At 67.4% G+C, this 25,880-nt stretch carries 15 protein-coding genes; 3 read left to right on the top strand and 12 right to left on the bottom strand.

From position 1 onward, the window contains the following. Nucleotides 1-57 precede the first annotated feature (57 nt). From treY to PKKP23_RS27860, 8 genes are all read right to left on the bottom strand, one after another. Nucleotides 58-3,063 (bottom strand): malto-oligosyltrehalose synthase, encoded by a 3,006-nt coding sequence (treY, locus tag PKKP23_RS27895; RefSeq protein ID WP_126879289.1) that lies wholly within the window; start codon nt 3,061-3,063, stop codon nt 58-60. Next, nucleotides 3,060-5,339 carry a 4-alpha-glucanotransferase gene (gene malQ / locus PKKP23_RS27890; RefSeq protein ID WP_126879288.1) on the bottom strand — a complete coding sequence of 760 codons (2,280 nt, stop codon included), beginning with the start codon at nt 5,337-5,339 and terminating at the stop codon, nt 3,060-3,062. Before malQ ends, treY begins: the two co-directional genes overlap by 4 nt. Continuing rightward, a complete protein-coding gene (gene treZ, locus PKKP23_RS27885; protein ID WP_126879287.1) occupies nt 5,336-7,258 on the bottom strand; it encodes a malto-oligosyltrehalose trehalohydrolase in 1,923 nt (640 codons plus the stop codon). Before treZ ends, malQ begins: the two co-directional genes overlap by 4 nt. A gap of 33 nt (nt 7,259-7,291) precedes the next feature. Further along, complete coding sequence (glgX, locus tag PKKP23_RS27880) at nt 7,292-9,553, bottom strand: glycogen debranching protein GlgX (RefSeq protein WP_126879286.1); 2,262 nt, start codon at nt 9,551-9,553, stop codon at nt 7,292-7,294. A gap of 100 nt (nt 9,554-9,653) precedes the next feature. After that, nucleotides 9,654-11,870: a 1,4-alpha-glucan branching protein GlgB gene (gene glgB / locus PKKP23_RS27875; protein WP_126879285.1), complete on the bottom strand. Its 2,217-nt coding sequence runs from the start codon at nt 11,868-11,870 to the stop codon at nt 9,654-9,656. Further along, nucleotides 11,863-15,354 (bottom strand): maltose alpha-D-glucosyltransferase, encoded by a 3,492-nt coding sequence (gene treS / locus PKKP23_RS27870; RefSeq protein ID WP_126879284.1) that lies wholly within the window; start codon nt 15,352-15,354, stop codon nt 11,863-11,865. The genes glgB and treS overlap by 8 nt, the downstream gene beginning before the upstream one ends. Further along, nucleotides 15,351-19,103, bottom strand: coding sequence for a maltotransferase domain-containing protein (locus PKKP23_RS27865; RefSeq protein ID WP_126879283.1), 3,753 nt, complete (start codon nt 19,101-19,103; stop codon nt 15,351-15,353). Before PKKP23_RS27865 ends, treS begins: the two co-directional genes overlap by 4 nt. Nucleotides 19,104-19,557: 454 nt before the next feature. Then, nucleotides 19,558-20,214 carry a DUF1345 domain-containing protein gene (locus tag PKKP23_RS27860; protein WP_126879282.1) on the bottom strand — a complete coding sequence of 219 codons (657 nt, stop codon included), beginning with the start codon at nt 20,212-20,214 and terminating at the stop codon, nt 19,558-19,560. Nucleotides 20,215-20,491: 277 nt separating this feature from the next. Between PKKP23_RS27860 and PKKP23_RS27855 the strand changes: the two genes are divergently transcribed. Further along, complete coding sequence (locus tag PKKP23_RS27855; RefSeq protein WP_176049107.1) at nt 20,492-21,229, top strand: metallophosphoesterase; 738 nt, start codon at nt 20,492-20,494, stop codon at nt 21,227-21,229. A gap of 79 nt (nt 21,230-21,308) precedes the next feature. Here PKKP23_RS27855 and PKKP23_RS27850 read toward each other — a convergent pair whose 3' ends face one another. Continuing rightward, nucleotides 21,309-22,016: an RES family NAD+ phosphorylase gene (locus PKKP23_RS27850; protein ID WP_126879280.1), complete on the bottom strand. Its 708-nt coding sequence runs from the start codon at nt 22,014-22,016 to the stop codon at nt 21,309-21,311. Continuing rightward, a complete protein-coding gene (locus PKKP23_RS27845) occupies nt 22,013-22,450 on the bottom strand; it encodes an MbcA/ParS/Xre antitoxin family protein (RefSeq protein WP_026121139.1) in 438 nt (145 codons plus the stop codon). Before PKKP23_RS27845 ends, PKKP23_RS27850 begins: the two co-directional genes overlap by 4 nt. Before the next feature lie 178 nt (nt 22,451-22,628). Between PKKP23_RS27845 and PKKP23_RS27840 the strand changes: the two genes are divergently transcribed. Next, nucleotides 22,629-23,171: a hypothetical protein gene (locus PKKP23_RS27840; protein ID WP_126879279.1), complete on the top strand. Its 543-nt coding sequence runs from the start codon at nt 22,629-22,631 to the stop codon at nt 23,169-23,171. A gap of 135 nt (nt 23,172-23,306) precedes the next feature. On the opposite strand, the gene PKKP23_RS27835 is transcribed toward PKKP23_RS27840, so the two are convergent. After that, on the bottom strand, nt 23,307-24,170 hold the full coding sequence (locus tag PKKP23_RS27835) for a LysR substrate-binding domain-containing protein (protein WP_126879278.1): 864 nt from the start codon (nt 24,168-24,170) through the stop codon (nt 23,307-23,309). 97 nt (nt 24,171-24,267) lie between these two features. On the opposite strand from PKKP23_RS27835, the gene PKKP23_RS27830 reads away from it, so the two are divergent. Further along, a complete protein-coding gene (locus tag PKKP23_RS27830) occupies nt 24,268-24,651 on the top strand; it encodes a tautomerase family protein (RefSeq protein ID WP_126879277.1) in 384 nt (127 codons plus the stop codon). Nucleotides 24,652-24,820: 169 nt separating this feature from the next. Here the strand turns inward: PKKP23_RS27830 and PKKP23_RS27825 are convergent, their stop codons facing one another. Beyond that, a complete protein-coding gene (locus tag PKKP23_RS27825; RefSeq protein WP_017773284.1) occupies nt 24,821-25,615 on the bottom strand; it encodes an SDR family NAD(P)-dependent oxidoreductase in 795 nt (264 codons plus the stop codon). Between the last annotated feature and the right edge of the window lie 265 nt (nt 25,616-25,880).

The raw sequence follows: 25,880 nt of genomic DNA, 5'->3' as shown, positions 1-25,880 counted from the left end.
CCGCGTTACCGGGCCGCTAGCCTTCAGCCTCAAACGCCCCGCCTCAAACGCCCAGCCTCAGGCACCCGGCACACCGTCTTCCAGCAGCACCGCTACCGGCATGGCCGCCAGCGCATCGCGCAGATAGAGCAGGCCGTCGCCGTTCACCTTCTGCGCAGCCGGGCTCAGCAGATCCATCAGCGTGCGAGACGCGAGCCCCGCGGGCATGTCGACGGCCGTGTCTTCCCACTTCGCCGGCTCCACCAGCGGCAGCCCCGAGCCGCCATCCAGCAGCGGCGCCGCGAGGCGCGTGCAGATCACCACCACATAACCGTTGCCGTGCTGACGCACGAACGCGATGGCGCGCTTCGCATGCGTGCCGCGCACCGTGAGCGGCAGATAGACGCCGGTGCCGAGCACCTCCGGCATCTGCGCGCGCAATGCGAGCAGCCGCTGCACGACGCCGAGTTTCACGTGTCCGTTGCGCCACGCGTGCAGTTGTTCCGAGGGTGGCGTGGTCGCGAGCGCGGCGGCGCGCGCCGCAAAGTCCACAGGGCGGCGATTGTCGGGGTCGACGAGACTGAAGTCCCACAGTTCGGTGCCCTGATAGAGGTCGGGCACGCCTGGCGACGTGAGTTGCAGCACGGTCTGTTGCAGGCTGTTCACGGCGCCGGCCGGCGCGATGCGTTCGACGAAATCGCACAGCTCGCGCAGGAAGCCGTCGCGCCGCTGGGGCGCAAGAATGTCGAACAGGAAGTCGCGGCAGGCGCGTTCGAAGGCTTCGTCGGGCGCGTACCAGCTGGTGCGCTGCTTCGCTTCGCGCAGCGCCTTCAATTGCCACTGCGCCGTGCGCTCGGCGAGTTCGCGAATGCCGTCTTCGTCGTCGGCTGCGAGCCCTGGCGGCCAGCAGCCCACCAGCGTTTGATAGAGCATGGCTTCCGCCGCGGGTCCGGGCACCCAATGCTGCGGATCAGGGACGTTGCCGGCTGTATCGGGCGCAGGGGCCGCAGATACCGCGCCGCTTTCGACAAACCGTCGCAGCGGCGCGTTGACCGTTGACCAGCGGCGCAGCGCAGCGCCCCATTCGGGCGCGAGTTCGCTCAGCACCGCGAGCCGCGCACGCACGTCTTCGCCGCGCTTGTGATCGTGCGTGGAGGTGGCCAGCATCGCGTGCGGAAAACGGCGGCGTCGCTCCTGATTGGCGGCATGAAACTGCTCGACCGTGATGGAGAAGTCGCCCGCATCCGCGCCCACTTCGTTGCGTGAAAGCAGCCGGCCGTAGCGATAACCCGCTGTGTCTTCGATCGCCTTCGCGGCGAGCGGCGCGGTGAGTTGCGAGAACAACGTGAGCGCGGTGCGCTGCGAGGAGAGCGCATGACTGAGCGTCGCGACCGTGGGGACGGGCGGCGCCGCGGGCCGCGGTTTTTTCTCGACCGCTGGAGCGGGTGACTGGGCCGGCGGTTGCGTCTGCACGTGAGACTGGGACGACCCCGCAGCCGCAGCCGGCCGATGACCGCGCCCATCGCGTCCATCGCGCCCCTCACGTCCATCACGCTCCGCTTCCCGCGCATTCCCCCCGAGCCACTCGTCCACACGCGCCAGCACCTCGTGGTCGCCGCGCGAGAGCATACGTTTCGCCCCTTCGCGCGCTTTCGCGAACCACTCGTTGTCGGCGTTGGTGCGCAGGCCGCTTTGGGGGTAGATGCGATAGACGGGGAAATGCACCGCGAGCGCGGCGACCACGCGGCGAATCGCGGCGAACGTGAAGTCGCGCGTGGTCGGATGGTCGCGTGCGATGCGGTGCAGCGCGCGCGTGGCGCGGTCCAGTTCGGCCGAGAGGTGCTCGGCGAGTATCTGCCGCCGCGCGGCGATGGCCTCGTCGGCGAACGAGGGCGACGCGCCCGTCAGTTCCGCCCAGGTCGCCGCGAGCGGCGCGGCGCCGTCCGGGTCGTGGAGCAGCGAGCCGACGTCGTTCATGAAGTCGTAGCCCGTCGTGCCGTCCACGGGCCAGTCGTCGCGCAGCCGCTCGCCGCGCCCGAGAATCTTTTCCACCACGATGTACGGATGGTTGCCGCGCAGATCGACCAGCCGCTGCCGCAGGCGCTGGCAGTATTCGCGCGGCTCGGCGAGCCCGTCCACGTGGTCGATGCGCACACCGTCTATCAGCCCCTGTTCGTAGAGCCGGAACACGAGCGCGTGCACGGCTTCGAACACTTCGGGCCGCTCCACGCGCACGGCGGCGAGCGTGCTGATGTCGAAGAAGCGCCGCCAGTTCACTTCGTCAGACGCCGTGCGCCACCACGCGAGCCGGAAATACTGGCGTTCGAGCAATCGATGCAGCCGCTCGCGCGACGCCACCGCCGTGGCCGCGAACGCTTCGAGCGCAGGCTCGAACGCAGCGGCACCGTGTTGCGCCGCGAACGTGCGCAGCGCTTCGCGCCCGGCCGCGGCCCGCGGATGATCGTCGGGCTGCGTGGTGAGTCCATCGAACGCTTGCGCGAGCGCGGTCAGTTCGGCGTTGTCCGTAGCGGCTTGAAGGATCGACGCGTAGTCCACCGGGCAGATGGGACACAGGTTGTCCCCGTACACCGCGTGAAACCGGCCGCTGTCGGCATCGAAGCGCAACGCAATGCGTCCGGCCTCCAGCTCCACGCCGTAGGGCGCGCCCAGACACGGCATCAGCACTTTGCCGCGCAGCGCGGGGTCCGGCGAATGCCAGTCGATGTCGAAGTAACGCGCGTAAGCGCTATGCCGTCCCCACTCGAGCACGTCGAGCCACCACGCGTTGTGGCTGCCGCCAATGCCCATGTGGTTCGGCACGATGTCGATGACGAGCCCCATGCCGCGCTCGCGCAGCTTCGCGACGAGGCGCTTCAGCCCGGCTTCGCCGCCCAGTTCTTCGCTGACCTGGCTGTAGTCCACGGTGTCGTAGCCGTGCAGCGAGCCGGGCCGCGCGGTCGTGATGGGCGACGCGTAGAGGTGGCTCACGCCCAGCGCGGCGAAGTAATCGAGGTGCTTCCCGGCGTCCTCGAAGGTGAAGCCGGAATGGAACTGGAGGCGAAGGGTGGCGCGTGGGACAGTCATGATCGGTCAGGGGAGGGCGCCGACGGCGCGGGTGGTGCGGGCGTGGCTGACACGGCTGACGATGCAGGCGTCGCCTCGCGGCTCGCGGCACGAGCGCGGTCGACGGCGAGCAGGCGGTCGGAGAACGTCTCGTCGTCGAACATTTCGTCGACGGGCACGGCGAGGCGCCGGCGCCAGTTTGGATGCTCGTCGATGGAGCCGGGCAGGTTGGGCTGGTCCGCGAGCGCGAGCAGGTCTTCGAGCGGATACGTGACGAGCGGGCAGCGCGTGGCGGCCACGAACGCGAGCGCTTCGTCGAGCGGCGCCTGATCGGCGGGCGGCGCGGGCACGTCCGGGGCGGCGACGCCCGCGTGCTGGAACGCGGACCAGAGTGCGTCGCGGTCCGCCGCACGTTCCTCGCGCGCGAGTTGCACGGGGTCGCGACCATCGGGCCGCGGCGCGGTCTGCCCGATGCGGTGCCGCCAGTCGATGTCCGTTCCGCTCCACCAGCCGCACACGGTGGGCAGATCGTGCGTCGTGGTGGTGGCTACGCCGTTGGCGTCCCACTGCGCGGGCGACATGAAGCGCGAACCGTCGCGCTCGAACCACAGCACGCGAATGCCGGAGAGCCCGCGTTCGGCGAGCCGCTCGCGAAAGCCCGGCGGCACCGTGCCCAGGTCTTCGCCGATCACGACGGCGCGATGCCGCCACGATTCGAGCGCGATGAGCCGCAGCAGGTCGCCGAGCGGATAGCGCAGGTAGGCCCCGTTGCGCGCGCTATCGCCCTCGGGCACGAGCCACAGCCTGCGCAACCCGAGGATATGGTCGATGCGCACGCCGCCCGCGTGAGCGAACGCGGCGCGCAGCATGTCGATGAATGCGCGAAAGCCCTGCGTGCGCATGGCGCGCGGCGAGAACGTGGTGAGCCCCCACGACTGCCCGGCCTGGTTGAAGAGGTCGGGCGGCGCGCCCACGGAGACGCCTTGCAGCATGTCCTCAGGCCACGACCACGCGTGGCTGCCGGCGCTGTCGCATCCCACGGCGAGGTCCGCGATCAGACCGATCGCCATGCCTGCGTCGCGCGCCGCGTGCTGCGCGTGCGAGAGGCCCTTTGCCGCGAGCCATTGCAGGAAGAGATGGAAGTCCACTTCGCTGCGATGCTCGCTCGCGAAGGCGTCCACTTCGGGCGCACGCGGATTGCGCAACGCTTCGGGCCAGTCGCGCCAGTGGTGCGGGCCGCTGCTGCGGTTGCCGCTGCCGTTGCCGTTGCCTTCATGAGCCGCAAGCTGCGCCGCGTGCAGCGCTTCGAACCGCGCGTGATCTTCGAGCGCCCGTCCGCCTTGCGTGCAGAAGTCCTCGAATTCGCGGGCGCGCGGCGAACCGTGCGTGCGCTCTTCAGTACAGAACCGCTCGAACAGCGCGCGCAGCACGCGCAGCTTGTTGCGCACCGCGGGCGGCCAGTCGATGAGCGGCAGCGCTTCGAGTGCGGCGCGTTCGTCCGCGGCATGCACCCTGGCGATGGCCGCTTGCGCCGCCTCTGTGCCGAACACCGCGGCGGGGTCGATGTGCGCCACGTTGAGCCACAACCGCGACGACGGCGCGTAAGGGCTGAAGCGCTGCGGCTCGGCGCTAAACATCGCGTGAGTGGGGCTGATGGCGAGCGCCTGCGCGCCGCGCTTCGCGCTCTCTATCGCAAGCGATGCGAGCGCCGTGTAGTCGCCTACGCCGCCATCGTCCGCGCGACGCAAGCCATAAAGCTGCGCCGCGATGCCCCAGAGCGGCGGCGCATGCGCGGCCTCGCCGTGCAGCGCGCGCCAGGCGTCGGCCACCGTGTGGCAGCGCTGCGGCGCCACGGCGAGCGTGATGCGCGTGTCGTTGAGCAGCAGGCTGTGATACCCCGGCTCGCCGATGGGCGCGAGCAATGGCGCCTCGCCTCGGGGCGCCGTGAACCGTCCGTCGATCACGGCGCCGCTTTCCAGTTCGATGCGGTAATGGCTGCCCGACTTCACGCCGGCCACGGGCAGCGCGACGGCGCGGTCGCAGTCCACGGAGATGAGCGGCGGCAGCTTGCGTCCCGCGTTCTCCGCTTCGAGCGCGGCGGCACTCTGGCGAATCTGCGCGGCGTTCGAGCACGGCAAGCCGATGCGTTCGAGCAGCACCGCCAGCGTCGGTTCGGGCACGCGTTGCGAATGACCATGCGCGTCGGACCATTGCACCTCGAAGCCCGCCGCTTCGGCGAGCTGCGCAATCGTGGTGACGGTGCCGGCCGTACCGTTCGTGCGTCGTGCAGATGTCACGTGTTGGGCTCCCCGGGTTCGGCGCGCCGGGCGTCGTGGCCCAATGCGTATTCGCAGACGTCGCCGGTGAGCCACGCTACGCAGGCATACGCGGGCAACGCGTGGTCGCGCACGTGATCGCGGGCGCGCGGCGGCGTTTCGAAGATCACCTTGCCCGCGGGCAATTCGGCAAGCGGCACGTCGTCGTCGCCCAGGTTCAGCGCGAGGGTCAGCGTTTCGCCATCGGAGAGGCGCCAGCGCGCGATGACGGCAAGCGCTTCGTTGCCGTCGCGTGCCTTGAGCACGCTGGCGCCCGCGGTCTTCGCATGAGCGAGCCGCGGCGTAATCAGCTTCGCGCGCACCGCGAGCGCCGACTTGTAGAAGTGCATCCATTCGAGCCGCTCGCCGCTTGCATGCGCGACAGGGTCGCCGCGCGGCGGCGACGAGGCCGCGAACGTGGCCGGGCCGTTCGGGTCGGGAATCTGCGCGCGCCGCTCGGGGTCGGCAAACGCGGAGAAGCGCGCGAACTCGCGGCGCCGGCCTTCGCGCACAGCGCTCGCAAGTTCGCCGGTGTAGTCGGTGAAGAACAGGAACGGCTGCTTCGATCCGTACTCCTCGTCCATGAAGAGCAGCGGAATCTGCGGCGAGAGCAGCATCAGCGCCGTGGCCGCCCGCACGGGGTCGTCCTGGCAGAGCATGCGCAGCCGTTCGCCGAACGCGCGGTTGCCGATCTGATCGTGGTTCTGCAAAAACATCACGAACGCCGTGGGCCGCAGGTGGCCGCTCGGCTCGCCGCGCGGAGCGCCGTCGTGCGCGGGCGAGGGGTCGCCCTGATACGCGAAGCCTTCGCTCAGCACGCGCGCGAGCTTGCGCGCCGGGGCCTCGGCATACGACTGGTAGTAGCCCTCCGTCTCGCCGGTCAGCATGACGTGCAGCACGTTGTGCGCGTCGTCGTTCCACTGGGCGTTGAAGTGCGATTCGAGCAGGCTCGCATGATTGCGCTCGTTTTCCAGCACGAGATGCACGTGGCGGCCAGGCTCCACACGCGCGTGAACGTGATCGGCGAGCTCGCGCAGCCAGCCGTCGTTATCGATGGCGTGCACGGCGTCGATGCGCAGTCCGTCGAAGCGGTATTCGTTGAGCCAGTAGAGCGCGTTCTCGCAGAAGAAATCGCGCACCTCCATGCGGTCGAAGTCGATGGCCTGGCCCCACGGCGTGTGCGAGCCGTCCTTGAAGAACGGCTTGGCGTATTGCTGGAGGTAATTGCCGTCTGGACCGAAGTGGTTGTAGACCACGTCGAGAAACACCATGAGGCCCAAGCCATGCGCCGCGTCGATGAGCGCCTTGAGGTCCTCGGGCCGCCCGTAGGCCGAATCGGGCGCGTAGGGCAGCACGCCGTCGTAGCCCCAGTTGCGCGCGCCGGGGAATTCGTTGAGCGGCATGAGTTCGATGGCGGTCACGCCCACTTCCGCGAGCGCCGCGAGCCGCTTCGTCACGCCCGCGTAACCGCCCAGCGTGCCCACGTGCAGTTCGTAAAGCACCGTCTCTTCCCAGGGCCTGCCTTGCCAGTGTGCGTGCTGCCAGTGGTATGAGCGCGGGTCGATTACTTCGCTCGGGCCATGCACGTCCTGCGGCTGGAAGCGCGAGGCCGGGTCGGGTATCGCCAGCTCGCCGTTGATGCGGTAGCGATACAGCGTGCCTGCGCCGCACGCCGTTTCGGCTTCGAACCAGCCGTTGCCGGCCGGCTGCATATCGACGAGCGCAGCATCACCGCTGCCATTGCAGCCGCCTTCCAGCTGCAACTGCACCGACTCGCACGACGGCGCCCACAGACGAAAGCGCGTGTGCGGCTTGTCGCTGCCGGCGCCCACGAGCTGCGCGCCGAGCGGCAGGCAATGCGCATAGCGGCGCGTGTTGGGATCCATCGCAGATTCGGACATGATTCATCCCATCGTGTGTTTGCTGCGAGGCGCCTACGCCTCGTGCGGCGGTTCGTTGCGGTGGCTGATGGGCGGCGGCGCGTGACCGTCGTCTGTATCGTCGGGCGAGAGCGTGCCGGGGTCGGGCGGCAGGGCGGTGAGCAATCGTTCGCCATGCTGGGCACCCGGCATCCAGCCTGTCTGCCAGTCCGCCTCGCCTGATGGCCGCGCGCCCAGCACGACCATCGTGTGCGCGGCCACCTTGAGTTCCGTCGCGCCGAGCGGCCGCTCCGGCGCCTCGGGTTCCGCCGTATCCAGCAGCACGTGCCATTCCAGATGCGGCGGGGGCGGCGTGAACGTGAGCGCGTCGCCCGATGCGTTGAGCATCATGAGCAGCACTTCCGTTTCGCCGTCCAGTGCCTGGCCCGCGCGGCGCAGCGTGAACGCGCGCCCTTCGGGGTCCTGCCAGGCTTCGATCGAAAGCGGGTCGCCGCGTTCGTCGAACCAGCCGATGTCGTAGACGCCCGGCAGCACTTCGCGATCGCCGAACAGAAAACGCGTTTCGCGCAGTAGCGGGTGGTTCTTGCGCAGCGCAACGGCGCGCGCGACGAACACCGTCATCTTGCGTCCTTCGTCGGAGGCGGCAAGCGACCAGTTGTACCACGACAGCGCGTTGTCCTGACAGTACGCGTTGTTGTTCCCTTGCTGCGTTCGGCATGCTTCGTCACCGGAGAGCAGCATCGGCGTGCCGAGCGCGATCAGCAGCGTCGCGAGCATGGATCGGGACACGCGTTCGCGCGTTTCGCGCACCGCGGGGTCGTCGGTGGCGCCTTCGGCGCCCCAGTTCGCGCTCCAGTTTTCGTTGTGGCCGTCGTTGTTGCCTTCGCCGTTCGCCTCGTTGTGCTTGTGCGTGTAGGAAACCAGGTCCGTCAGCGTAAAGCCGTCGTGCGAGGTGACGAAGTTGACCGACGACCACGGCTTGCGAAAGCGCCGGTTGAAGAAGTCCGCGGAGCCCGTGAGCCGCGCGGCGAGATCGGGCCGCTGGCCGGGGTCGCCGCGCCAGTAGCGCCGCACGCTGTCGCGAAAGCGGTCGTTCCATTCCCCGAAGCCAGGCGGCAGATTGCCCAGCTGATAGCCGCCGGGACCGATGTCCCACGGCTCCGAGATGAGCTTGCATTGCGAGAGCACCGGGTCCTGGCGCAGTACGTCGAAGAAGCCGGAGCCCGGGTCGAAGCCCGTGGACTCGCGGCCCAGCGTCACGCCCAGATCGAAGCGAAAGCCGTCCACGTTGTACGAGGTAGCCCAGTAGCGCAGCGAATCCATCACCATCTGCAACACGCGCGGATGCGAGAGATTGAGCGTGTTGCCGCAGCCCGTGTCGTTGATATGGTGCCGTTCGTCGCCGGGAATGAGCCGGTAGTAGCTCGCGTTGTCGAGCCCGCGCCAGCACACCGTAGGCCCCAGTTCGTTGCCTTCGCAGGTGTGGTTGTAGACCACGTCGAGAATGACCTCGATGCCGGCCGCATGCAGTTGCCGGATCGCGATGCGCATTTCGTCGGGATGATGCGTGGAGAGATAGCCGGGCTCCGGCGCGAAGAACGCCGCGGTGTTGTAGCCCCAGTAGTTGTGCAGGCCGCGCGCCACGAGAAAGCGGTCGTGCAGGAACGCATGCACGGGCATCAACTCCACGGCGGTCACGCCCAGCTTTTGCAGATGCTCGATCACGCCCGGCGCCGTCAGGCCCGCGAAGGTGCCGCGCTCGTGAGGACGCAAATCTTCGCGCTGCATGGTGATGCCGCGCAGGTGCGTCTCGAGAATTACGCTGCTGCCCCACGGTACGTTGGGGCGCGCGTCGTGCGACCAGTCGAAGGTGCTGTCGTCCACCACGCATTTGGGCATGGCAGGCGCGGAGTCGCGGCGGTCGATGGAAAGGTCCAGCCGGTTCGAATGCACGCGATAGCTGAAGAGCGCGTCAGACCAGCGGAACTGGCCGACGAGGCGCCGCGCATACGGGTCCAGCAGCAGCTTGTGCGGATTGAAGCGGTGGCCGTGCTGCGGCTGATACGGACCATGCGCGCGAAACCCATACACGGTGCCCGGATGCGCGCCGGGCAAATAGCCGTGCCACACCTCGTCCGTGCATTCGGGCAGCGTGTAGCGCGAGATTTCCTTGCGGCCCGTGGGATCGAACAGGCACAGCTCGATGCGCCACGCGTTCGCCGAGAAGACCGCGAAGTTGGTGCCGAGTCCGTCCCAGGTGGCTCCGAGCGGGTAAGGCGCACCCGGCTGAAGCCGGTCCGGCAGGATGTTCGACATGAACCCGATTTCCTCTTGTCAGTTGTTCAGTGGGCGACGCTTCGGTGTAGCGCGTGCGTCGCTTGTGTCTTGCCTGTTCTGTGTTCAGAAAAGCCCGCCTTCACGGCTGTGCGCGCAACACGATGGTGGCGAGCGGCGGCAGAACGAGCGCGGCGGACTGCGGCTTGCCGTGGCTCGCAATGTCCTGCGTGACCACGAGCCCGGCATTGCCCATGTTCGATCCGCCGTACAGGGCCGCGTCGGTGTTGAGCACTTCGGCCCAGTGGCCCGCGCGCGGCAGGCCCACGCGGTAGCCCTCGCGCGGCACCGGCGTGAAGTTGCAGACGGTCACGATCTCGCGGCCCGCGCCGTCCACGCGGCGCCAGGCGAACACGCTGTTTGCCGTGTCGTCGCCGATGATCCATTCGAAGCCGCCCGGGTCGCTATCCAGTGCGTAGAGCGCCGGCTCGTCGTGATAAAGGTGGTTGAGGTCGCGCACGAGCTTCTGCACGCCGCGATGCAGCGGGTCGTCGAGCAGATGCCAGTGCGGCGAGCCGTCGTGATCGAACTCGGCCATCTGCGCGAACTCGCCGCCCATGAAGAGCAGCTTCTTGCCGGGATGCGTCCACATGAAACCGAAATACGCGCGCAGGTTTGCGAAGCGCTGCCAGCGGTCGCCCGGCATCTTGCCGAGCAGCGACCCTTTGCCGTGCACCACCTCGTCGTGCGAAAGCGGCAGCACGAAGCGCTCCGAATACGCGTAGACCATGCCGAAGGTCATGTTGTGATGGTGGTAGCGCCGGTACACCGGGTCTTCGTGCATGTAGTGGAGCGTGTCGTGCATCCAGCCCATGTTCCATTTGAAGTCGAAGCCGAGGCCGCCGTCTTCGATGCGCGACGTGACGCCCGGCCACGCCGTGGATTCCTCCGCTACCGTAATCGCGCCGGGCGCTCCCGGCACGTAGCGCACCTCGTGGTTGAGCCGCTTGAGAAACGCGATGGACTCCAGGTTCTCGCGCCCACCATAGATGTTCGGCACCCACTGGTCCGCTGCACGCGAGTAGTCGCGATAGAGCATGGACGCCACCGCGTCCACGCGCAGCCCGTCCACGTGATAGCGCTTGAGCCACGCGAGCGCCGACGCCACCAGGTGCGCACTGACCTCGTTGCGGCCGAGGTTGTAGATCATCGTGTTCCAGTCCTGGTGATAGCCCTCGCGCGGGTCGGCGTGCTCGTAGAGCGGCGTGCCGTCGAACGAGACGAGGCCGTGCGGGTCGTTCGGAAAATGCGCGGGCACCCAGTCGAGAATCACGCCGAGCCCTTCTTCGTGGGCGCGGTTCACGAAGGCCGCGAACTGCTCCGGCGAGCCGAATCGCGCGGAAGGCGCGAACTGCGAAAGCGGCTGATAGCCCCAGGACCCGCCGAACGGATGCTCGGCAATGGGCAGGAATTCGATGTGCGTGAAGCCCATGCTCTTCGCGTACGGAATGAGCCGCTCCGCAAGCTCGGGCCACGTGAGCCCGCGCCGGTCTTCCTCGTTCACGCGCAGCCACGATTCGGGATGGACCTCGTAGATGGTCAATGGCTGCTGCGCGTTCTGCCGCGCGCCGCGCGACTGCATCCATTCATGATCGGTCCAGGCAAAGCCGTCGATCTCGTCCACCTTCGCCACCACCGAACCCGTGGCGGGCGGCCGTTCGGTCTGCATGGCGCACGGGTCGGCCTTGAGCGGCAGCGGATAGCCTTCGCGCGAGAGCAGTTCGTACTTGTAGCGCGCACCGGCCGCGACGCGCGGCACGAACAGTTCCCAGACGCCCGCGTTGTGCCGCAGCCGCATGGGGTGGCGGCGCCCGTCCCACGAGTTGAAGTCGCCCACCACGGAAACCCGCCGCGCGTTCGGCGCCCACACCGCGAAGCGCACTCCCGGCACGCCGTCGATTTCCATGGGCCGCGCGCCCAGGCATTCGAGCACCGCATACGGGTCGCCGTGCGCGAGCCGCTGCAAGGGTTCGTCGCCGAGTATCGGGCCGAACGAGTACGTGTCTTCGATTTCCTGCTCGACGCCGTGCCAGTCGATACGCAGCCGGTACGGCACGGCTTCTTCCACGAAGCCTGCGAAGAGGCCGTTGGGATGAAGCGGCGCGAGTTCGCCGATCACGCGGCCATCGGCGCGCGCAATCACGGTGACGCGCGCCGCGTTGGGCAGCATCGCGCGCACGGCGGGACCGTTGTCGGTCCAGTGCAGGCCGAGTTGCGAGAACGGATCGGGATGGCGGGCGTCGACAATCGCTTCGACATCGACCGCGTGCAGGCCGGCAGAGGGATCGCGTTCACTCATGATCGCCTCCGCTGGGCGTGGCCGGCGTGACGACGCCGGACGAGGAGGCATCGCCCGCCGCCCCCGTATCGCCTAGCACGCGGCTCGCAATGGCGGCGAGCCCGCGTACCGGCAGGCCGATCCACGTGGGACGGTTGGCCGCCTCGTAGCGAATCTCGTAGGCGGCCTTGCCGATCAGGAACAGGTCTAGCAGCGGCTGCTCGTGCGCTGCGGAAACGAGCGGAATGCGCGACTCTGCCACTGCCGCGCGATAGTGGCTGAGGAAGCTCTCCATGGCGTAGCCGCGGAATCGTTCGAAGAGCGCACGCTTGCGGTCGGCAGTCTGTTGCGGCGCGCTTTCCGTAGTGGGTTGCGCCGCCGCGCTCGCATACGAGAACGAGCGCAACAGCCCCGCCACGTCGCGCAGCGGGCTCGACTTGTCGCGCCGTTCTTCGAGCGGGCGCGCCGGCTCGCCCTCGAAGTCGATCAGCCACGCATCGCCCTGGGCCACCAGCACCTGGCCCAGGTGGAAGTCGCCGTGAATGCGCGTGCGCCACGCCACGGCGTCGAGCGGCACGAGGTTGGCGACGGCCTCGGTGAGTGCCGCGCGGCGGTCCATGAGGCTTTGCGCGATTTCGCGCGTGTCGGGCGAGAGCGTGCTGTTCGGGCCGAGTTGCTGCGCGAGCACATCGAGCGCGCCAGCCAGCATGGTCTGCGTGTCTTCTATCCACGCGGCGATGTGTTCGGGCTTCGCGGGCTCAGGCGCGAAGGCGGGGTCGTCGGTGGGCGCGGCCAGCGCGACGTGCAACTCGCCCAGACGCTTACCGATAGCGCCCGCAAACGCGCGGTAGCCTTCAATCGCTTCGTCCTGGGTGCCCGTAATGGGCTCGCCGTCGCTGCCGTTGGCTGTGGCGAGCGCGAGTTCGTCGATGGTGCGGCGCAGGTAGTCGAGCGCCCAGTTCCACGCGTCGCCCTGATTGTCGATATAGCCCTGCAGGATGGCGAGCGTATGCGGCACGCCCTGCGGGTCTACGCGCACCACCTCGCCATAGAGCGGCGGCGTGTTCGCGTAGCCCACGTGCGTGAGGTAGCGGCTCATCTCCGCTTCGGGGTGCACGCCCGGCATCAGGCGCCGCACGAGTTTGAGCACGGCGGTGTCCGCAATCACGAGCGAGCTGTTGCTTTGTTCCGCGGCGAGCCAGCGCACCTCGGGCATCTCGCCCAGCGCGTCGAGTTCGCTGAAGCGCTCGCTCGGAACGAAGCGGATTTCGCTCTTCTGCACCGTGGGCACGACCGCGTGCTGGCGCAGTTTGCGCAGCACGCCGTGCGCGAAGAGCGGCAGCGCGAACGCGTCCGTGAGATGACCGATGGTCCGCCCGCGGCGCACGCGTGCGAGCGCCAGCTGGATGTGCAGCGGCGTGGTGGTGTCCATGCCCCAGGTGATGGCGATGGGCAGCACGTAGCGCTCGGTGTGGTCGCCGAGATCCGCTTCGATCTCCGTGAACGCGAAGCCGCCTTCGGGAATCGTGGTGAGCGCGGCGAGGCGCACGCCGCGCAGCCTCTGGTCTTTCGACGCGAACCAGCGGCGCCGCGAGAGCCACGACGGCAGCACTTCGGATTCGAGCAGCCGGATATTTTCGGGCGTCGCGCCGGTCTGACCTTCGCGAATCACCACGGTGACGAATTCGGGCAGCTGTTCCGACATGGGCTGGCTCCACGCGGGCCGCTGGTCGCCCGTGCAGAGCTGGAACCACAGGAAGCCGTAGGGCGGGAAGGTCAGCAGATACGGCAACTGACCGATGGCCGGAAACACCGAATCGGCGGTCATTTCGACGGGCACCATGCCGGAGAACTCGGAGAGGTCGAGTTCCACGGCCTGCGGTGCACGCGAAAGGTTGGCCACGCACAGGATGGGCGGCTCGTCCGGCATCTCGCGCAGGTACGCGAGGATCTTGCGGTTGTTCGGGCGCAGAAAGCGCAGCGTGCCGCGCCCGAACGCCTGCTTCGCGCGGCGCGTGGCGAGCATGCGGCGCGTCCAGTTGAGCAGCGAATGCGGGTCGCGGCTCTGCGCTTCCACGTTCACGGCGTCGAAGCCGTAGAGCGAGCCCATTACGGGCGGCAGTACCAGTTGTTCGGGGTCGGCGCGCGAGAATCCGCCGTTACGGTCGGACGACCATTGCATCGGCGTGCGCACGCCGTCGCGGTCGCCCAGGTGGATGTTGTCGCCCATGCCGAGTTCGTCGCCGTAGTAGATGACGGGCGTGCCGGGCATGGAAAACAGCAGCGAATTGATGAGTTCGATGCGGCGGCGGTCGCGCTCCATGAGCGGCGCAAGCCGCCTGCGAATGCCGAGGTTCAGGCGCGCGCGGCGGTCGCTCGCGTAGGTGTTCCAGAGATAGTCGCGCTCGGAGTCGGTGACCATCTCCAGCGTGAGTTCGTCGTGATTGCGCAGGAAAATGGCCCACTGGCAGCTGGGCAGCAGATCCGGCGTCTGCTTCATGATGTCGATGATCGGGAAGCGGTCTTCACTCGCAATCGCCATGTAGATGCGCGGCATGAGCGGGAAGTGGAACGCCATGTGGCATTCGTCTTCGTTGCCGAAATACTCCTGCACGTCTTCGGGCCACTGGTTCGCCTCGGCGAGCAGCATGCGGTTGGGGTATTCAGCATCGATGGTCGCGCGAATCTTCTTCAGGATGGAATGCGTTTCCGGCAGGTTCTCGTTCGTCGTGCCTTCGCGTTCCACGAGATACGGCACGGCGTCGAGCCGCAGCCCGTCGATACCCATGTCGAGCCAGAAGCGCATGATCTGCAGCACTTCGCGCATCACGGCCGGATTGTCGAAATTGAGGTCGGGCTGATGCGAGTAGAAGCGGTGCCAGTAGTAGGCGCCGGCCACCGGGTCGTGGGTCCAGTTGGAGGGCTCGGTGTCGATGAAGATGATGCGCGTGCCGGCGTACTTCGTATCGTTGTCGGACCACACGTAGTAGTTGCGATGATTCGAGCCGGGCCGCGCGCGGCGCGCGCGCTGGAACCACGGATGCTGGTCCGAGGTGTGATTAATGACCAGTTCCGTAATGACGCGAATGCCGCGCGCGTGCGCCTCCTGGATGAAGCGGCGCACGTCCGAGAGATGCCCGTAGTCCGGGTGCACGTTGCGATAGTCGGCGATGTCGTAGCCGTCGTCGCGGCGCGGCGACGGGTAGAACGGCAGCAGCCAGATCGCGGTGACGCCCAGCCCCGCGATGTAGTCGAGCTTCGCGAGCAGCCCCGGGAAGTCGCCCACGCCGTCGTTGTTCGAATCGAAGAACGACTTCACGTGCACCTGGTAGATCACCGCGTCCTTGTACCAGAGCGGGTCGTTGGAAAGCTGCGAGGGGTGGCCGCGACGCGCCTTGCTTGCGCCGGCTTGCCGCGCTTCTGCCGCCACGGACTGCGGTTGCGTTTCGACGGCGCCGGCGGCGCGGACCTGCAACGTACCCGCAGGAGTGTCGTCACGTTTCATGTCGCACCTTCGTTCGGGAAATTCGGGCTGAGTTCGGGGTGGCGGGTGAGGTCGGCGGCTTCTGGTTCGACCGGTTCGATGCGCGGCAAACCTTGCGCCGGCTCGATGCGCCAGATCGCAAAGGGCCGCCTGCCGGGATCGAGCCTCACGTGCTGCCAGCGTCCGTGCCATTCGAAGTGCTCGCCGCTCGTTTCCTCCACCACCTTCAAGCGGGCGTGATCGTCCAGATGCCAGTGGTGGAACGTGTGCCACGAGAGTTCGAAATCGGCGCCCTGCTCGTTGAACGGGTCGAGGTTGATCGCGACGACGATCACGTTGTCGCGTGCCTCGGTGGCCTTCTCGAAACACAGAATGTGCTCGTTGTGCGCGGGCAGGAACGTGATGCCCAGGTGCGTGTGCAGCGCCGGATTGGCGCGGCGCACACGGTTGAGCGCGGCGATTTCGGCCACGATGTTGCCGGGCCGGTTCCAGTCCCACGCGCGCAGCTGGTACTTCTCGGAATCCAGATATTCCTCGCTGTTGGGCAGCGCGCGCGCCTCGCAGAGTTCGAAGCCGCTGTACACGCCCCACAGGCCCGAGAGCGTGGCGGCCAGCGCCGCGCGAATCAGAAAGCCCGAGCGCCCCGACGACTGCAAATGCCGTGGGTTGATGTCCGGCGTGTTGACGAAGAAGTTCGGCCGGAAGAATTCGCGCACTTCGGTCTGCGTGAGTTCGGTGAGGTATTCGGTGAAGTCGCGCTTCGACTCGCGCCATGTGAAGTACGTGTACGACTGCGAGAAACCGATCTTCGCGAGCCGGTACATCAAGCGCGGGCGCGTGAACGCTTCGGAGAGAAAGAGCACGTCGGGGTGACGCGCGCGCACGTCGCCGATCATCCATTCCCAGAACGGCAGCGGCTTCGTGTGCGGATTGTCCACGCGGAAGATGCGCACGCCCGCGTCGATCCAGAACAGGATCACGTCGCGCAGCGCGAGCCACAGGTCGGGCTTCGCGTCGTGCGCGTAGAAGTCCGGGTTCACGATGTCCTGATACTTCTTCGGCGGATTTTCCGCGTAGCGCAGCGTGCCGTCCGGGCGCCACGCGAACCACGTGGGATGTTCCCCGAGCCACGGGTGATCCGGCGAGCACTGAATCGCGAAATCCAGCGCGATTTCGAGGCCGTGCGCGTGCGCGGCGGCCAGCATGCGACGAAAGTCGTCGAGCGTGCCCAGCTGCGGATGCACGGCGGTGTGGCCGCCTTCCGCTGCGCCGATCGCGTAAGGGCTGCCTACGTCGCCGGGCTCTGCGTTAAGCGTGTTGTTGCGGCCCTTGCGGTTGGCAAGGCCAATGGGATGAATGGGCGGGAAGTACAACACGTCGAAGCCCATGTCGCGAATGCGCGGCAGCTTGGCGATGACGTCGTCGAAGGTGCCGTGGCGCGATTCGTCGTCGCTCATGGAGCGCGGGAAGATCTCGTACCAGCTGGCAAAGCGGGCTTCGGCGCGTTCGGCGTCGATGCGATAGACGAGCGGGTCGCGCGAGAGGAACGGCCGGTGGCGCGCCGCCGCAACGGCCGCTGCTGTGACGGGCGCGAGCAGCAGGTCGCGGCGGTCGTCGCCATGCGCCTTCGCGTAGTGCTTGACGATGCGTTCGAGTGCGGCGGTGTCCGCGCCTTCGGCAGTCTCCGCTTCGGCCAGCACGAGCGCGAGCAGATGCGCGCCTTCCTGCAGTTCGAGATCGATGGACTGGCCCGCGTTCAGCTTCTTCTGCACATGGTCGACGAGCGAGGCGAAGTCGTCGCGCCACGCGATCACGGTGAATTCGTGACGGCCTACGCGTTCAAGCGGAATGCGGGCGGTCCAGAGGTCGGTGCCCGCGGGTTGCGTGGCGGTCATGGGCGCTTCGTGCCAGGCGGTTTCGTCGGCGGCGCGCCAGATCACGGCGGCGGCGATGCGGTCGTGACCTTCCGCGAAGATCGCGGCCTTCACCTCGACGCGTTCGCCCACCACGCGCTTCGCGACGAAGCGGCCGTGATCAACGGCGGGCGACACGCTTTCGATGGCGATGCGCGGCGCGGCGATGGCATCGAGCACGGTCTTGTGGCCGCTCTTGCGGTCCTTCGGTTTGTCGAGCGGCGGCGCGAGATTCACGGGCGGGTCGGCCACCGCGGCGAACAACCGGCATGCGCCGGCCGCGAGCGTGAATGCGGCGAGCGGCTGCGGCATGGGGGCGGTGTTGGCCTGGTGGGGCGCTTCGACGTTGGCCCTGGTCTTTGTCGATACCTGCGCGGTGCTGGCGACGTTGGTACCTGAGATCTTTGTCTTCGACGCTTTGCTCGTTGCCGCGGCTTTGTTTGCGGCCTCTTTGTTCGGCATTGCTGTGTGCGTGGGCGGCGCGTCGGTGGCGGACTGCGATTGCCGTTGCGACTGCGATGCGCGTGTCGATTGTTCGGGCACGGCCGTTGTATCGGTATCGGTATCGGCGTCGGTGGCGGGCTGCTGGCCTGCGAATGCGCCACGCGCCGACGCCACGGCGTCGAGCGAAAGAAACCGCGTGAAGGCGCCGGGCACACCATCCAGAAAGCGCGCGGGATCGGCGTGGACCGGCGCGGCCAGTTCGGGATTCACCACGATCAGCACCGCTTCCTGCGCGTCTCGCAAGTCGGCGTGGTCGCCGCGCAGTAACGCCGCGACCGGTGCAGCTGGGCTGCTCAACAGGCGTAGCTCGCCGCTCGTATCCAGCGCCAGGGTGTCGCGCTGCAAGGCGTTGGCGTGCGTCACGTGCGTGGAGAGGTCGAACGGTGCGTTCGTGCACGCGTGTGCGAAGTGGCCGGCGCTGCCGCGTGTGAACGCGATGGGCTCGGCGACGCCGTACTCGAAGCCCATCGGCATGAGCCAGCCCGTGCCAACCGATGCGGCCGTGTACAGCGCGCGGCGATACGCGCGCTCGACGATGCTCGCGTCCGCGGCATCCGCGAAGTCGTTGCGCAGGCGCGTGCCGTACGGTGCTTCGGGAAACGCAATGGGCGCGGCGACGCGGCGCAGCGCGGCGTGTTCTTCGGTGAGCCAGCTCGAACGATAGTCCCACCAGCGCAGCGACGAAAACACGCTGTCGAAACCCACGCCTTCCAGCGCGGCCACGTCATGACGCGCAAGCCCTGGTGTGGCCGCGAGAAAACGCATGGACGGCACGCGCGCACGCGCTTGCCGGATCAGACGCCGCCACACCGCAGCCGGCACGCAATGCGGCGAGTCGAAACGAAAGCCGCCCACGCCCGCTTCGCCCAGCGCGATCAACTGCTGCGTCCACCAGTCCACGAGCGGACCTTCGCCGCTCGCGGTGCTCGCGCTGAAATTCGCGTAGGCAACGTTGTCGTCGCGATGACCGTGACGCGGGTCGAGCCGCGCTTCCTCGGCCTCGAATGGATGAAACCAGTCGGCGTGAGCGGCGAACAACGCACCGTCTGCGGCCACGCGATCGATCGCGAGATCGGCGAGCAGCGTGAGGCCGTGTTCGCTTGCGGCATCGGCGAGTTCGCGCAGTGCTTCCGTGGCGGGCTGCACCGTGTCGAAAACGGGATGAAGGCGCGCGTGATCGCCGACGATCAGCGCATGTCCGGCCCGGCCTGGCTGGAACAATCCACCGATCAGGACGTGGTCGAACCCGAGCGCGGCGGCATGGGCGAACTGGGCAGGCCACGCTTCGAATGGCCCGACAAGAACGGAGTGAACGAAGTAGATACGCGGCGCATAGGCGTGGGGAAATTCCATCGGTCGTATCCCAGTTTCTTCGTGCGGTGTGGATGCACAGCGCGTGCGATCACAACGCCTGTTGGGCTTCCAGGGAGGCGAGCCCGCGCACTGCCCGGGGCCGTGCGCGTACTCGTCAAATGTAGTTCATACAACGGCGTGTCGCCGGAGCATTTCCGACCGTATTTGCGGCTGCCGGCGTGCTCCTTCGGCAGCGTTGAGACAGCAAGGGACGTGCCAAAGCATTCGCGCGCAGAGGCACGGGAGCCACGCACGAGCGAGTGGCCTTCGCCGTGCAAGGGGCGTCGAAGGCCGGGATGGAATGGATGGGAGCGGAAAGAAGGCGCGTGAGCGAACGTCGCGCGGTAAAACTGGCGCAGCCAGGGCGCGTTTTACACGGGCCGCCGGCCCACGCCGGTGATCTGTCGGTGACCTGCCGGTGACCCGCTGGTGGCCTGTTACGCGTCGCCGCGCTTTACGAGCCCAGCAGACCGGCCGCGATGTTCACGCACAGGCCGAGCACGGCCACGTTGAAGTAGAACGAGAGCAAGGCCTGCGCGAGCACGGCGCGGCGCATGCTGCTGCCGCGCAGACCGATGTCGGCCGTCTGCGAAGCCACGGCAATGGTGAACGAGAAGTACAGGAAGTCCCAGTAGTCCGGCTCGGGGTTGTCTTCGGGAAACGCGAGCGGCGGCTGCGGCGAATCGGAGCCGTAGAAGAGCCGCGCGTAGTGCAGCGTGAAGATGGTGGGAATCAGAAACCACGCGCCGATCAGCGTGGCGCCTGTGAGCAGATAGTGCTCGATGGTGGATGCGGTGCCGAGGTTCTTCGCAGAAGCCAGTTCGAGCACGATGGCCGCGATGCTTGCCACCGTCGCCGTGCAGACGACCGCAAGCACGATGCTGGCTTTTTCGTCGTCCTGCTGGGCGATCTCGCGCACGCGCGAGTGATGGGCGAGACCCATGTGCGTCCAGATGAGCGCGAGATAGACCCACAGGCCGCTGTCCCAGCCCACGAGCAGTCGGATCATGGGCCGTATGGTGCCGGGCGCGAACAGGCCGACCACGAGGCCGACCACGGCGCCGGCGACCAGACGCGGACGGTTGCGCAGCACTTGAGGGTAAAGGGTCATGGGTGCGTTGAAAGCAGAGTGTGGGGTTCAGCGAACGCAACCTGTGCCGGGCGCGGACGCGACGCGGCGATTCTAACTTGTGCGGTGCGTTGGGCGATGCGTCGGGCGACACATCGGAGCGACACATCGGAGCGACGTTCGGGGGGCACGTATCAGGCAGGGTAGGGAAGCCTGGGCCAACAAGGCGCTTTCCCCAGCGCGCGAACGCGCTGCACAGGTGGTGGGAAAAGATCGTCAGCGCGCATACGCGTTATTGGCGGCGCACTATCATTGGCAGATGACCTCCACCCTTGTTCCTGTCGTCGAGCATCACGAACGCAACCGCGCGGGCCGCGACTTCGTCGTGGGCGACCTGCACGGCTGTGTGGACGCGCTGCGCTTCCTACTGCGCGAAATCGACTTCGACCCGGCGCGCGACCGGCTCTTTTCGGTGGGCGATCTGGTGGATCGCGGCACCCAGTCGGAAGAAGCGCTCGCGCTGCTCGACAAACCCTGGTTCTACGCGGTGCTCGGCAATCACGAGGACACGTTGTGCGCCGTCGCCGAGGGCCGCCTGCCGCGGCATTACTGGTACGGCATTGGCGGCGCGTGGGGCGCAACGGTGCCCGAGGGGCGCCTCAAGCTCTACGCGCGCAAGCTGCGCACCTTGCCGCTCGCCCGTGTGGTGGGCAGCGGCGCGGACCGTTTCAACGTGCTGCACGCCGAGTTCTTCGGCGACGACATCACACTCGATGCCGGCAATTTCGACGACGACGCCCGGCAGCATCTGCTATGGGGCCGCGAGCTCGCGATGTCGATGGGCGAATCGCATCGGCAGGCGGGGCTCTCGCTCACGTATTGCGGCCACACGCCGATGCGGCAGATCCATCAGATCGGCTCGCAGGTGTTCATCGATACCGGCGCCTTCGGCCCTGGGGGCAAGCTCACCGTCGTGCAGGCGCGCACGGCGCATAGGTGGTCGGTGACTGTCGAGGCGGCGCGCGCCGAAGGCGCGGCGGAAATGGCGTTGCCTTGAGCCTTCGTGGTTCTGGCTGCCTGCGCCGAGGTGTGCCCTGAGGCGGTTTTCGGTCGAATCGCGGCGGTCTCTGGCTTTCTCAGCCCACCTGGTTCAGTTCGAACACCACGTCCACAGCCTTGCCGTTCCAGTTGTATTCGAGATACGCCGCGTGATGACAGTCGCGCAGCAGCATGGTGCGTAACGCGGCGAGGCATTCCCCACCCCTATGCCGCACCGACGGATACACGATGCCCGGCGCGCCCGCCGCTCGCACGGCTCGCCCCAGCTGCTGGCCGGCCGCGTAGTCGTGCGGAGAGAGCACGGCGGGGTCGAGCCCTGCGTCCTCGTGCTTGCGCAGATCCACGACGTGGCCTTGTGCGAGCACGGTGTAGAGCCGCATTTGCTGACGCATGGGCGGCTCGGCGGTAGCGGCCAGAAACAGGCTCGTGTGATAGCGCGTTTCAGCGATGGCCGTTTCCTTTTGTTTCGCGCAATAGAACACGCCGTAGCTGCCGTCGGAAAACCGGCTGCCGAGCGGATTCAGATGCGTGAACGCCGCCATGATGGGCCCGTAGCCGGGGCCGAAGCGACGCTCCTCGCGCGGCACCAGGTCCAGTTCGCCGATTTCGGTGCGCAGGCGGTCGTTCGTCATGGCTTCGAGCGCATAGAGCGCCTCGAAGTCTTCGGGCGAGGCCACGCGGTCGAACAGGTTCACGGCGGGAAAGCGCGTGGGAATCACGCGATACGCGGGCGACCAGTCGAGCAACGCAACCGGCCAGCGGTCTTGCCAGTTCGGTGCCGTCACGCCCATCCGCCTCGCATTGCGTCGAGATATTCGCGTACGGCGACGAGGTCGCTCACGTTGCCGGCCAGCATGCGGTCCAGCGCGCGCCGGCCGCCGAACGGAGGGGCGCTGTTGGGGCGCTTGACCCAGGCGTCCGCGGCAGAGGGCTGCGGCAACAGGATCTGCAAGGCTTTGTAGATGCCGAGCAGCAGCGAAAGACGTTCCAGTGTGTCGCGGCCCAGCCGTGCCGTTTGCGGCGACGCTTTCCACTTGAAGAAGGTGGAGCGGCCGGGCGAGCCGAGCAGGACGATCTGCTCGTCGGCGGACAGATCCCAGTCGCGGGCCATGTTGAAAAACGCGCGCAGGCCCGCCGCCGACATTTCCGTCAGCGAGGGCTGCGTTCCGGCACGAGCGGGTGGCGGGTCCGAACGCGTGACATGAGCGGCTCTGGACATGATGAAGTTCCGGGAGAGTCCTGAATTGAACTGTATTTGCATAATAGTCCACCTGTGGATTGTTGCAAAGAGATATTCGGTATAATCCGCGGCCCGGCATCGAAATGGGTATTCGGCCGTTTGGGTGGTGGCGGTTGGTGTGCGTGTGTATGCGTTGGTATCGGAAGGAACGGGAGGCGTGGTGAAGGCGGCAGTAGCAGTGGTAGCGGCATCGATTGCCGTGGCGGTATGCGCGATCGGCACGAGCAACGTTTGGGCGGCGGCTTCGCCGCGCTATATCGAGACCTGGAATCCGCAGGAGGCGCCATCCGCGCGCGTGGGGCAAGGCCGGCACGAGGCGCAGGTGCGGCCTGTCGCGGCGCGTCGCCGGGCAGTGTCGCAGCGGCATGTGAAGGTGCGTGTGAAGGTGCGTGTGAAGGTGCATACGGGCGTGCATGCGCATGCGGCGCAGGTTGCGCACGCAGCGCACGGGCGCGGGTCGCATGTCGAGAAACACGCCGGTCGTCTCCGTGCTCCGGGGCAGACGAGGTCGGCGTCGAGGCACGCCTCCGTCGCGCCCCACGGGCACCACGCAGCGAGCAAGACCGCGCGCACCAGCGCTAAACGGGACTCGCAGCATGTTCCTCACGGGAAGCCGAAACTCGTGGTGCAGACGCGACCCAGCCACGCACAGGGCGCCGGCAAGCCGCAGACGCGTGAGCTGCCACCTATCCTGAGCTGAAGTCCAGCCGAGGTTCGGGTTACCGCGTGGGCGCGTTACGACGCGTTTCCGGCGGCCCTCAAGCGGTCAAACGCGTTGATTACCTGACTAAGCGCCCAGGCGACTAACCGCTCGAACAACTAACCGCCCAGGCGACTAACCGCCTTGCAGCCCATTCTGTAGCCCGTTCGCAATCAGTCTGAGCGTTTCGATCGACCGCTCGTCGCGCACCCGCGAATGCAGCGTGACCTGAGAATCCGGCAGGGCGGGCAGGCCGAGCCGGGCCCCGACGTCCACCAGGCCGCGTGGCGCCACGCGCCGTGCCAGCGGTGAGATGGCGAGCCCCGCCGCCACGGCCGCGCCGATGGCGGTCACGCCTCCACCGATGAAGGTCTCGGTCCACGGCACGCCCGCGCCGTCCAGCGCGCGCAGTGCCGCGGCCCGCACCGAGCACGGCGCCGTGAGCAGCGCGAGCGGCAGCGGCGCGTCCGGTCGCGGCGCCCAATCCGGCGCGCCGAGCCAGACGATCGGCTCCGTGAATAGCAGCTCGGCGTCGTCGCGTGGCGGTTCATCGCGCTCGTAACGGACGATGACCGCGTCCAGCTGCCGCTCGTCGAATCGCGCCAGCAACCCCGCCGACATGCCCATATGCAGTTCCAGCACGAGCCCCGGGTCGTGCGTGTTCAGCCGGGCGAGCAGATGCGGCAGGTTGGCGTCCGCGACATGTTCGGAAAGGCCCAGCGTGAGCTTGCGCCGCTCGATAGCGAGCGACCCCAGCGCCCGCTCGTGCGCCGAAAGCAGGTCGCGCGCGGCGGCGAGGAACGCGCCGCCTTCAGGCGACAGCTTCACCACACGCGGCGTGCGCTCCAGCAATTGCTTGCCGAGATGCCGCTCGAGCCGTTTGAGCTTGAGACTCACAGCGGATTGCGTGGTGTCGAGCGCATCGGCGGCGCGCGTGAAGCTACGCAGGTCCGCCACCAGCACGAAGGCGCGCACGGCATCGAGATCGAGAACTTTCATTTCTGTTGAAAATGGATGAAATAGGCAGCAATGCCTGTTCATTATGGATGCGCGCCCCTAAGCTGGGAAGCGTCCGATCTTTCAACAGGAGGCCATCATGCCGTTCACCCGCATCGCCATTCGCGCCGGCAAGCCGGCGCCTTATCGCAAGGCGCTGGCGCAGGGCGTCCAGCGCGCGCTTGTCGCCACGTTCAACGTGCCGGAAGACGACATCTTCATGTCGATTACCGAGCATGATGAGGGCAGCTTCTTTTACGGCAAGCACTATCTCGGCATCGACCGCACTGACGATCTGGTGCTGATCCAGCTCACGGTCACCAATTCGCGCAACGAGGCGCAGAAGAAGGCGCTCTACGCGCAGATCGTGGAGAACCTGGCGAACGACCCAGGCGTGCGGCGCGAGGACGTGTTCATCAACCTCGTCGAGGTGCTGAAGGAGAACTGGTCGTTCGGTAACGGGATCGCGCAGTACGCGACGTGATGCGGGCGCGGGCTCGTTTGCGGTCTGCCGTGATGTGGACGAGCCCGGCGCGGATGAGCCCGGCGTGGCGGACGGCGCGCGTGCGCCGTCCGCCGTTCGATCGTGGATCGTTTGCCGTGAAGGCGTCTGGTGTGAAACTGAATGGCCGCTCAGGTGGTTTCAGGCCACCTCAGGCGATCGTGTCCACCACCCCGCCGTCCACGCGCAGCGCCGCGCCGGTCGTGGCGGACGCCTGCGGCGAGCAGACGTACACCACCATGTTGGCGACCTCCTCGGTGGTGGCCACGCGCTTGAGCAGCGTGCTGCCGCGATGCGCGAGCACGAATTCGTTGGCCACCTGCTCCACGCTCTTGCCTTCCTTCTTCGCGGTATCGGCCACCATCGCGCGCAGGCCGTCCGAGAGCGTCGGACCGGGCAGCACCGAATTCACCGTCACGCCGCTGCCTGCCACGGTCTTTGCGATGCCGCGCGCAATGCTGAGCTGCGCTGTTTTGCTGAAGCCGTAGGCCAGCATGTCGGGCGGAATGTTGAGCCCCGATTCCGACGAAATGAACACCACGCGCCCCCAGCGACGATCCACCATGCCCTTCAGATACTGACGCGTGAGCCGCACGCCGGACATCACGTTGTACTGGAAGTAGCGCTCCCAATCGCTGTCTTCGGTGCTGAAGATGTCGCCCGGGCCGAAGACGCCGAGATTGTTCACGAGGATATCGGCGGAGGGCACGGCTTTCGCGAGCGCATCCGCGCCGGCTTGCGTGCCGAGATCGCCGGCGAAGGCACGCAGCTTCGCCTGCGGCACGGCTTTGCGGATGGTTTCGATGGCGCGATCCACGGATTCCTGAGTGCGTCCGTTGATGACGGTTTCGGCGCCCGATTCCGCGAGTCCCGTAGCGATCGCGAGCCCGATGCCCGCGGTGGATGCGCTGACTATGGCGGTCTTGCCGGAAAGATCGATGTTCATCGTGCAGTTCCTCGGTTGGCGCGGCGAGGCATGGCTCGGAGCCCGTTCACGCTGGTGACGCTCCCCGCCGCTGTTGGGGCATCGCGACGATGATAGAGAAAGATGGCGGAGCACGCGCTCAGGGTGACCTGGCACGGCGGCATGCGAGAGCGGCAGCGCCGCGCGGCGGCGCATGGTCCGGTGGCCGCGTGGTCGCGTGGTCGCGTGGCGGTATGGACGGCGTTGGTTTGCGCCTTTTCGTTCGCGGCTTTCGCGAGGAGACTTT

Origin of the sequence: Paraburkholderia kururiensis JCM 10599 = LMG 19447, from assembly GCF_003986935.1 — a bacterium.
In the GTDB taxonomy this organism is placed as follows: Bacteria; Pseudomonadota; Gammaproteobacteria; order Burkholderiales; family Burkholderiaceae; genus Paraburkholderia; species Paraburkholderia kururiensis.
Note: the sequence above shows the minus strand (reverse complement) of the source record. Positions and strands in the feature narration are given on the sequence as shown.

Coding starts and splice junctions, on each gene's coding strand:
- glgX (WP_126879286.1), bottom strand. CDS start 9,553: ATGTCGAACATCCTGCCGGACCGGCTTCAGCCGGGTGCGCCTTACCCG.
- PKKP23_RS27865 (WP_126879283.1), bottom strand. CDS start 19,103: ATGGAATTTCCCCACGCCTATGCGCCGCGTATCTACTTCGTTCACTCC.
- glgB (WP_126879285.1), bottom strand. CDS start 11,870: ATGAGTGAACGCGATCCCTCTGCCGGCCTGCACGCGGTCGATGTCGAA.
- PKKP23_RS27855 (WP_176049107.1), top strand. CDS start 20,492: ATGACCTCCACCCTTGTTCCTGTCGTCGAGCATCACGAACGCAACCGC.
- PKKP23_RS27835 (WP_126879278.1), bottom strand. CDS start 24,170: ATGAAAGTTCTCGATCTCGATGCCGTGCGCGCCTTCGTGCTGGTGGCG.
- PKKP23_RS27845 (WP_026121139.1), bottom strand. CDS start 22,450: ATGTCCAGAGCCGCTCATGTCACGCGTTCGGACCCGCCACCCGCTCGT.
- PKKP23_RS27830 (WP_126879277.1), top strand. CDS start 24,268: ATGCCGTTCACCCGCATCGCCATTCGCGCCGGCAAGCCGGCGCCTTAT.
- treZ (WP_126879287.1), bottom strand. CDS start 7,258: ATGTCCGAATCTGCGATGGATCCCAACACGCGCCGCTATGCGCATTGC.
- PKKP23_RS27825 (WP_017773284.1), bottom strand. CDS start 25,615: ATGAACATCGATCTTTCCGGCAAGACCGCCATAGTCAGCGCATCCACC.
- PKKP23_RS27860 (WP_126879282.1), bottom strand. CDS start 20,214: ATGACCCTTTACCCTCAAGTGCTGCGCAACCGTCCGCGTCTGGTCGCC.
- treY (WP_126879289.1), bottom strand. CDS start 3,063: ATGACTGTCCCACGCGCCACCCTTCGCCTCCAGTTCCATTCCGGCTTC.
- treS (WP_126879284.1), bottom strand. CDS start 15,354: ATGAAACGTGACGACACTCCTGCGGGTACGTTGCAGGTCCGCGCCGCC.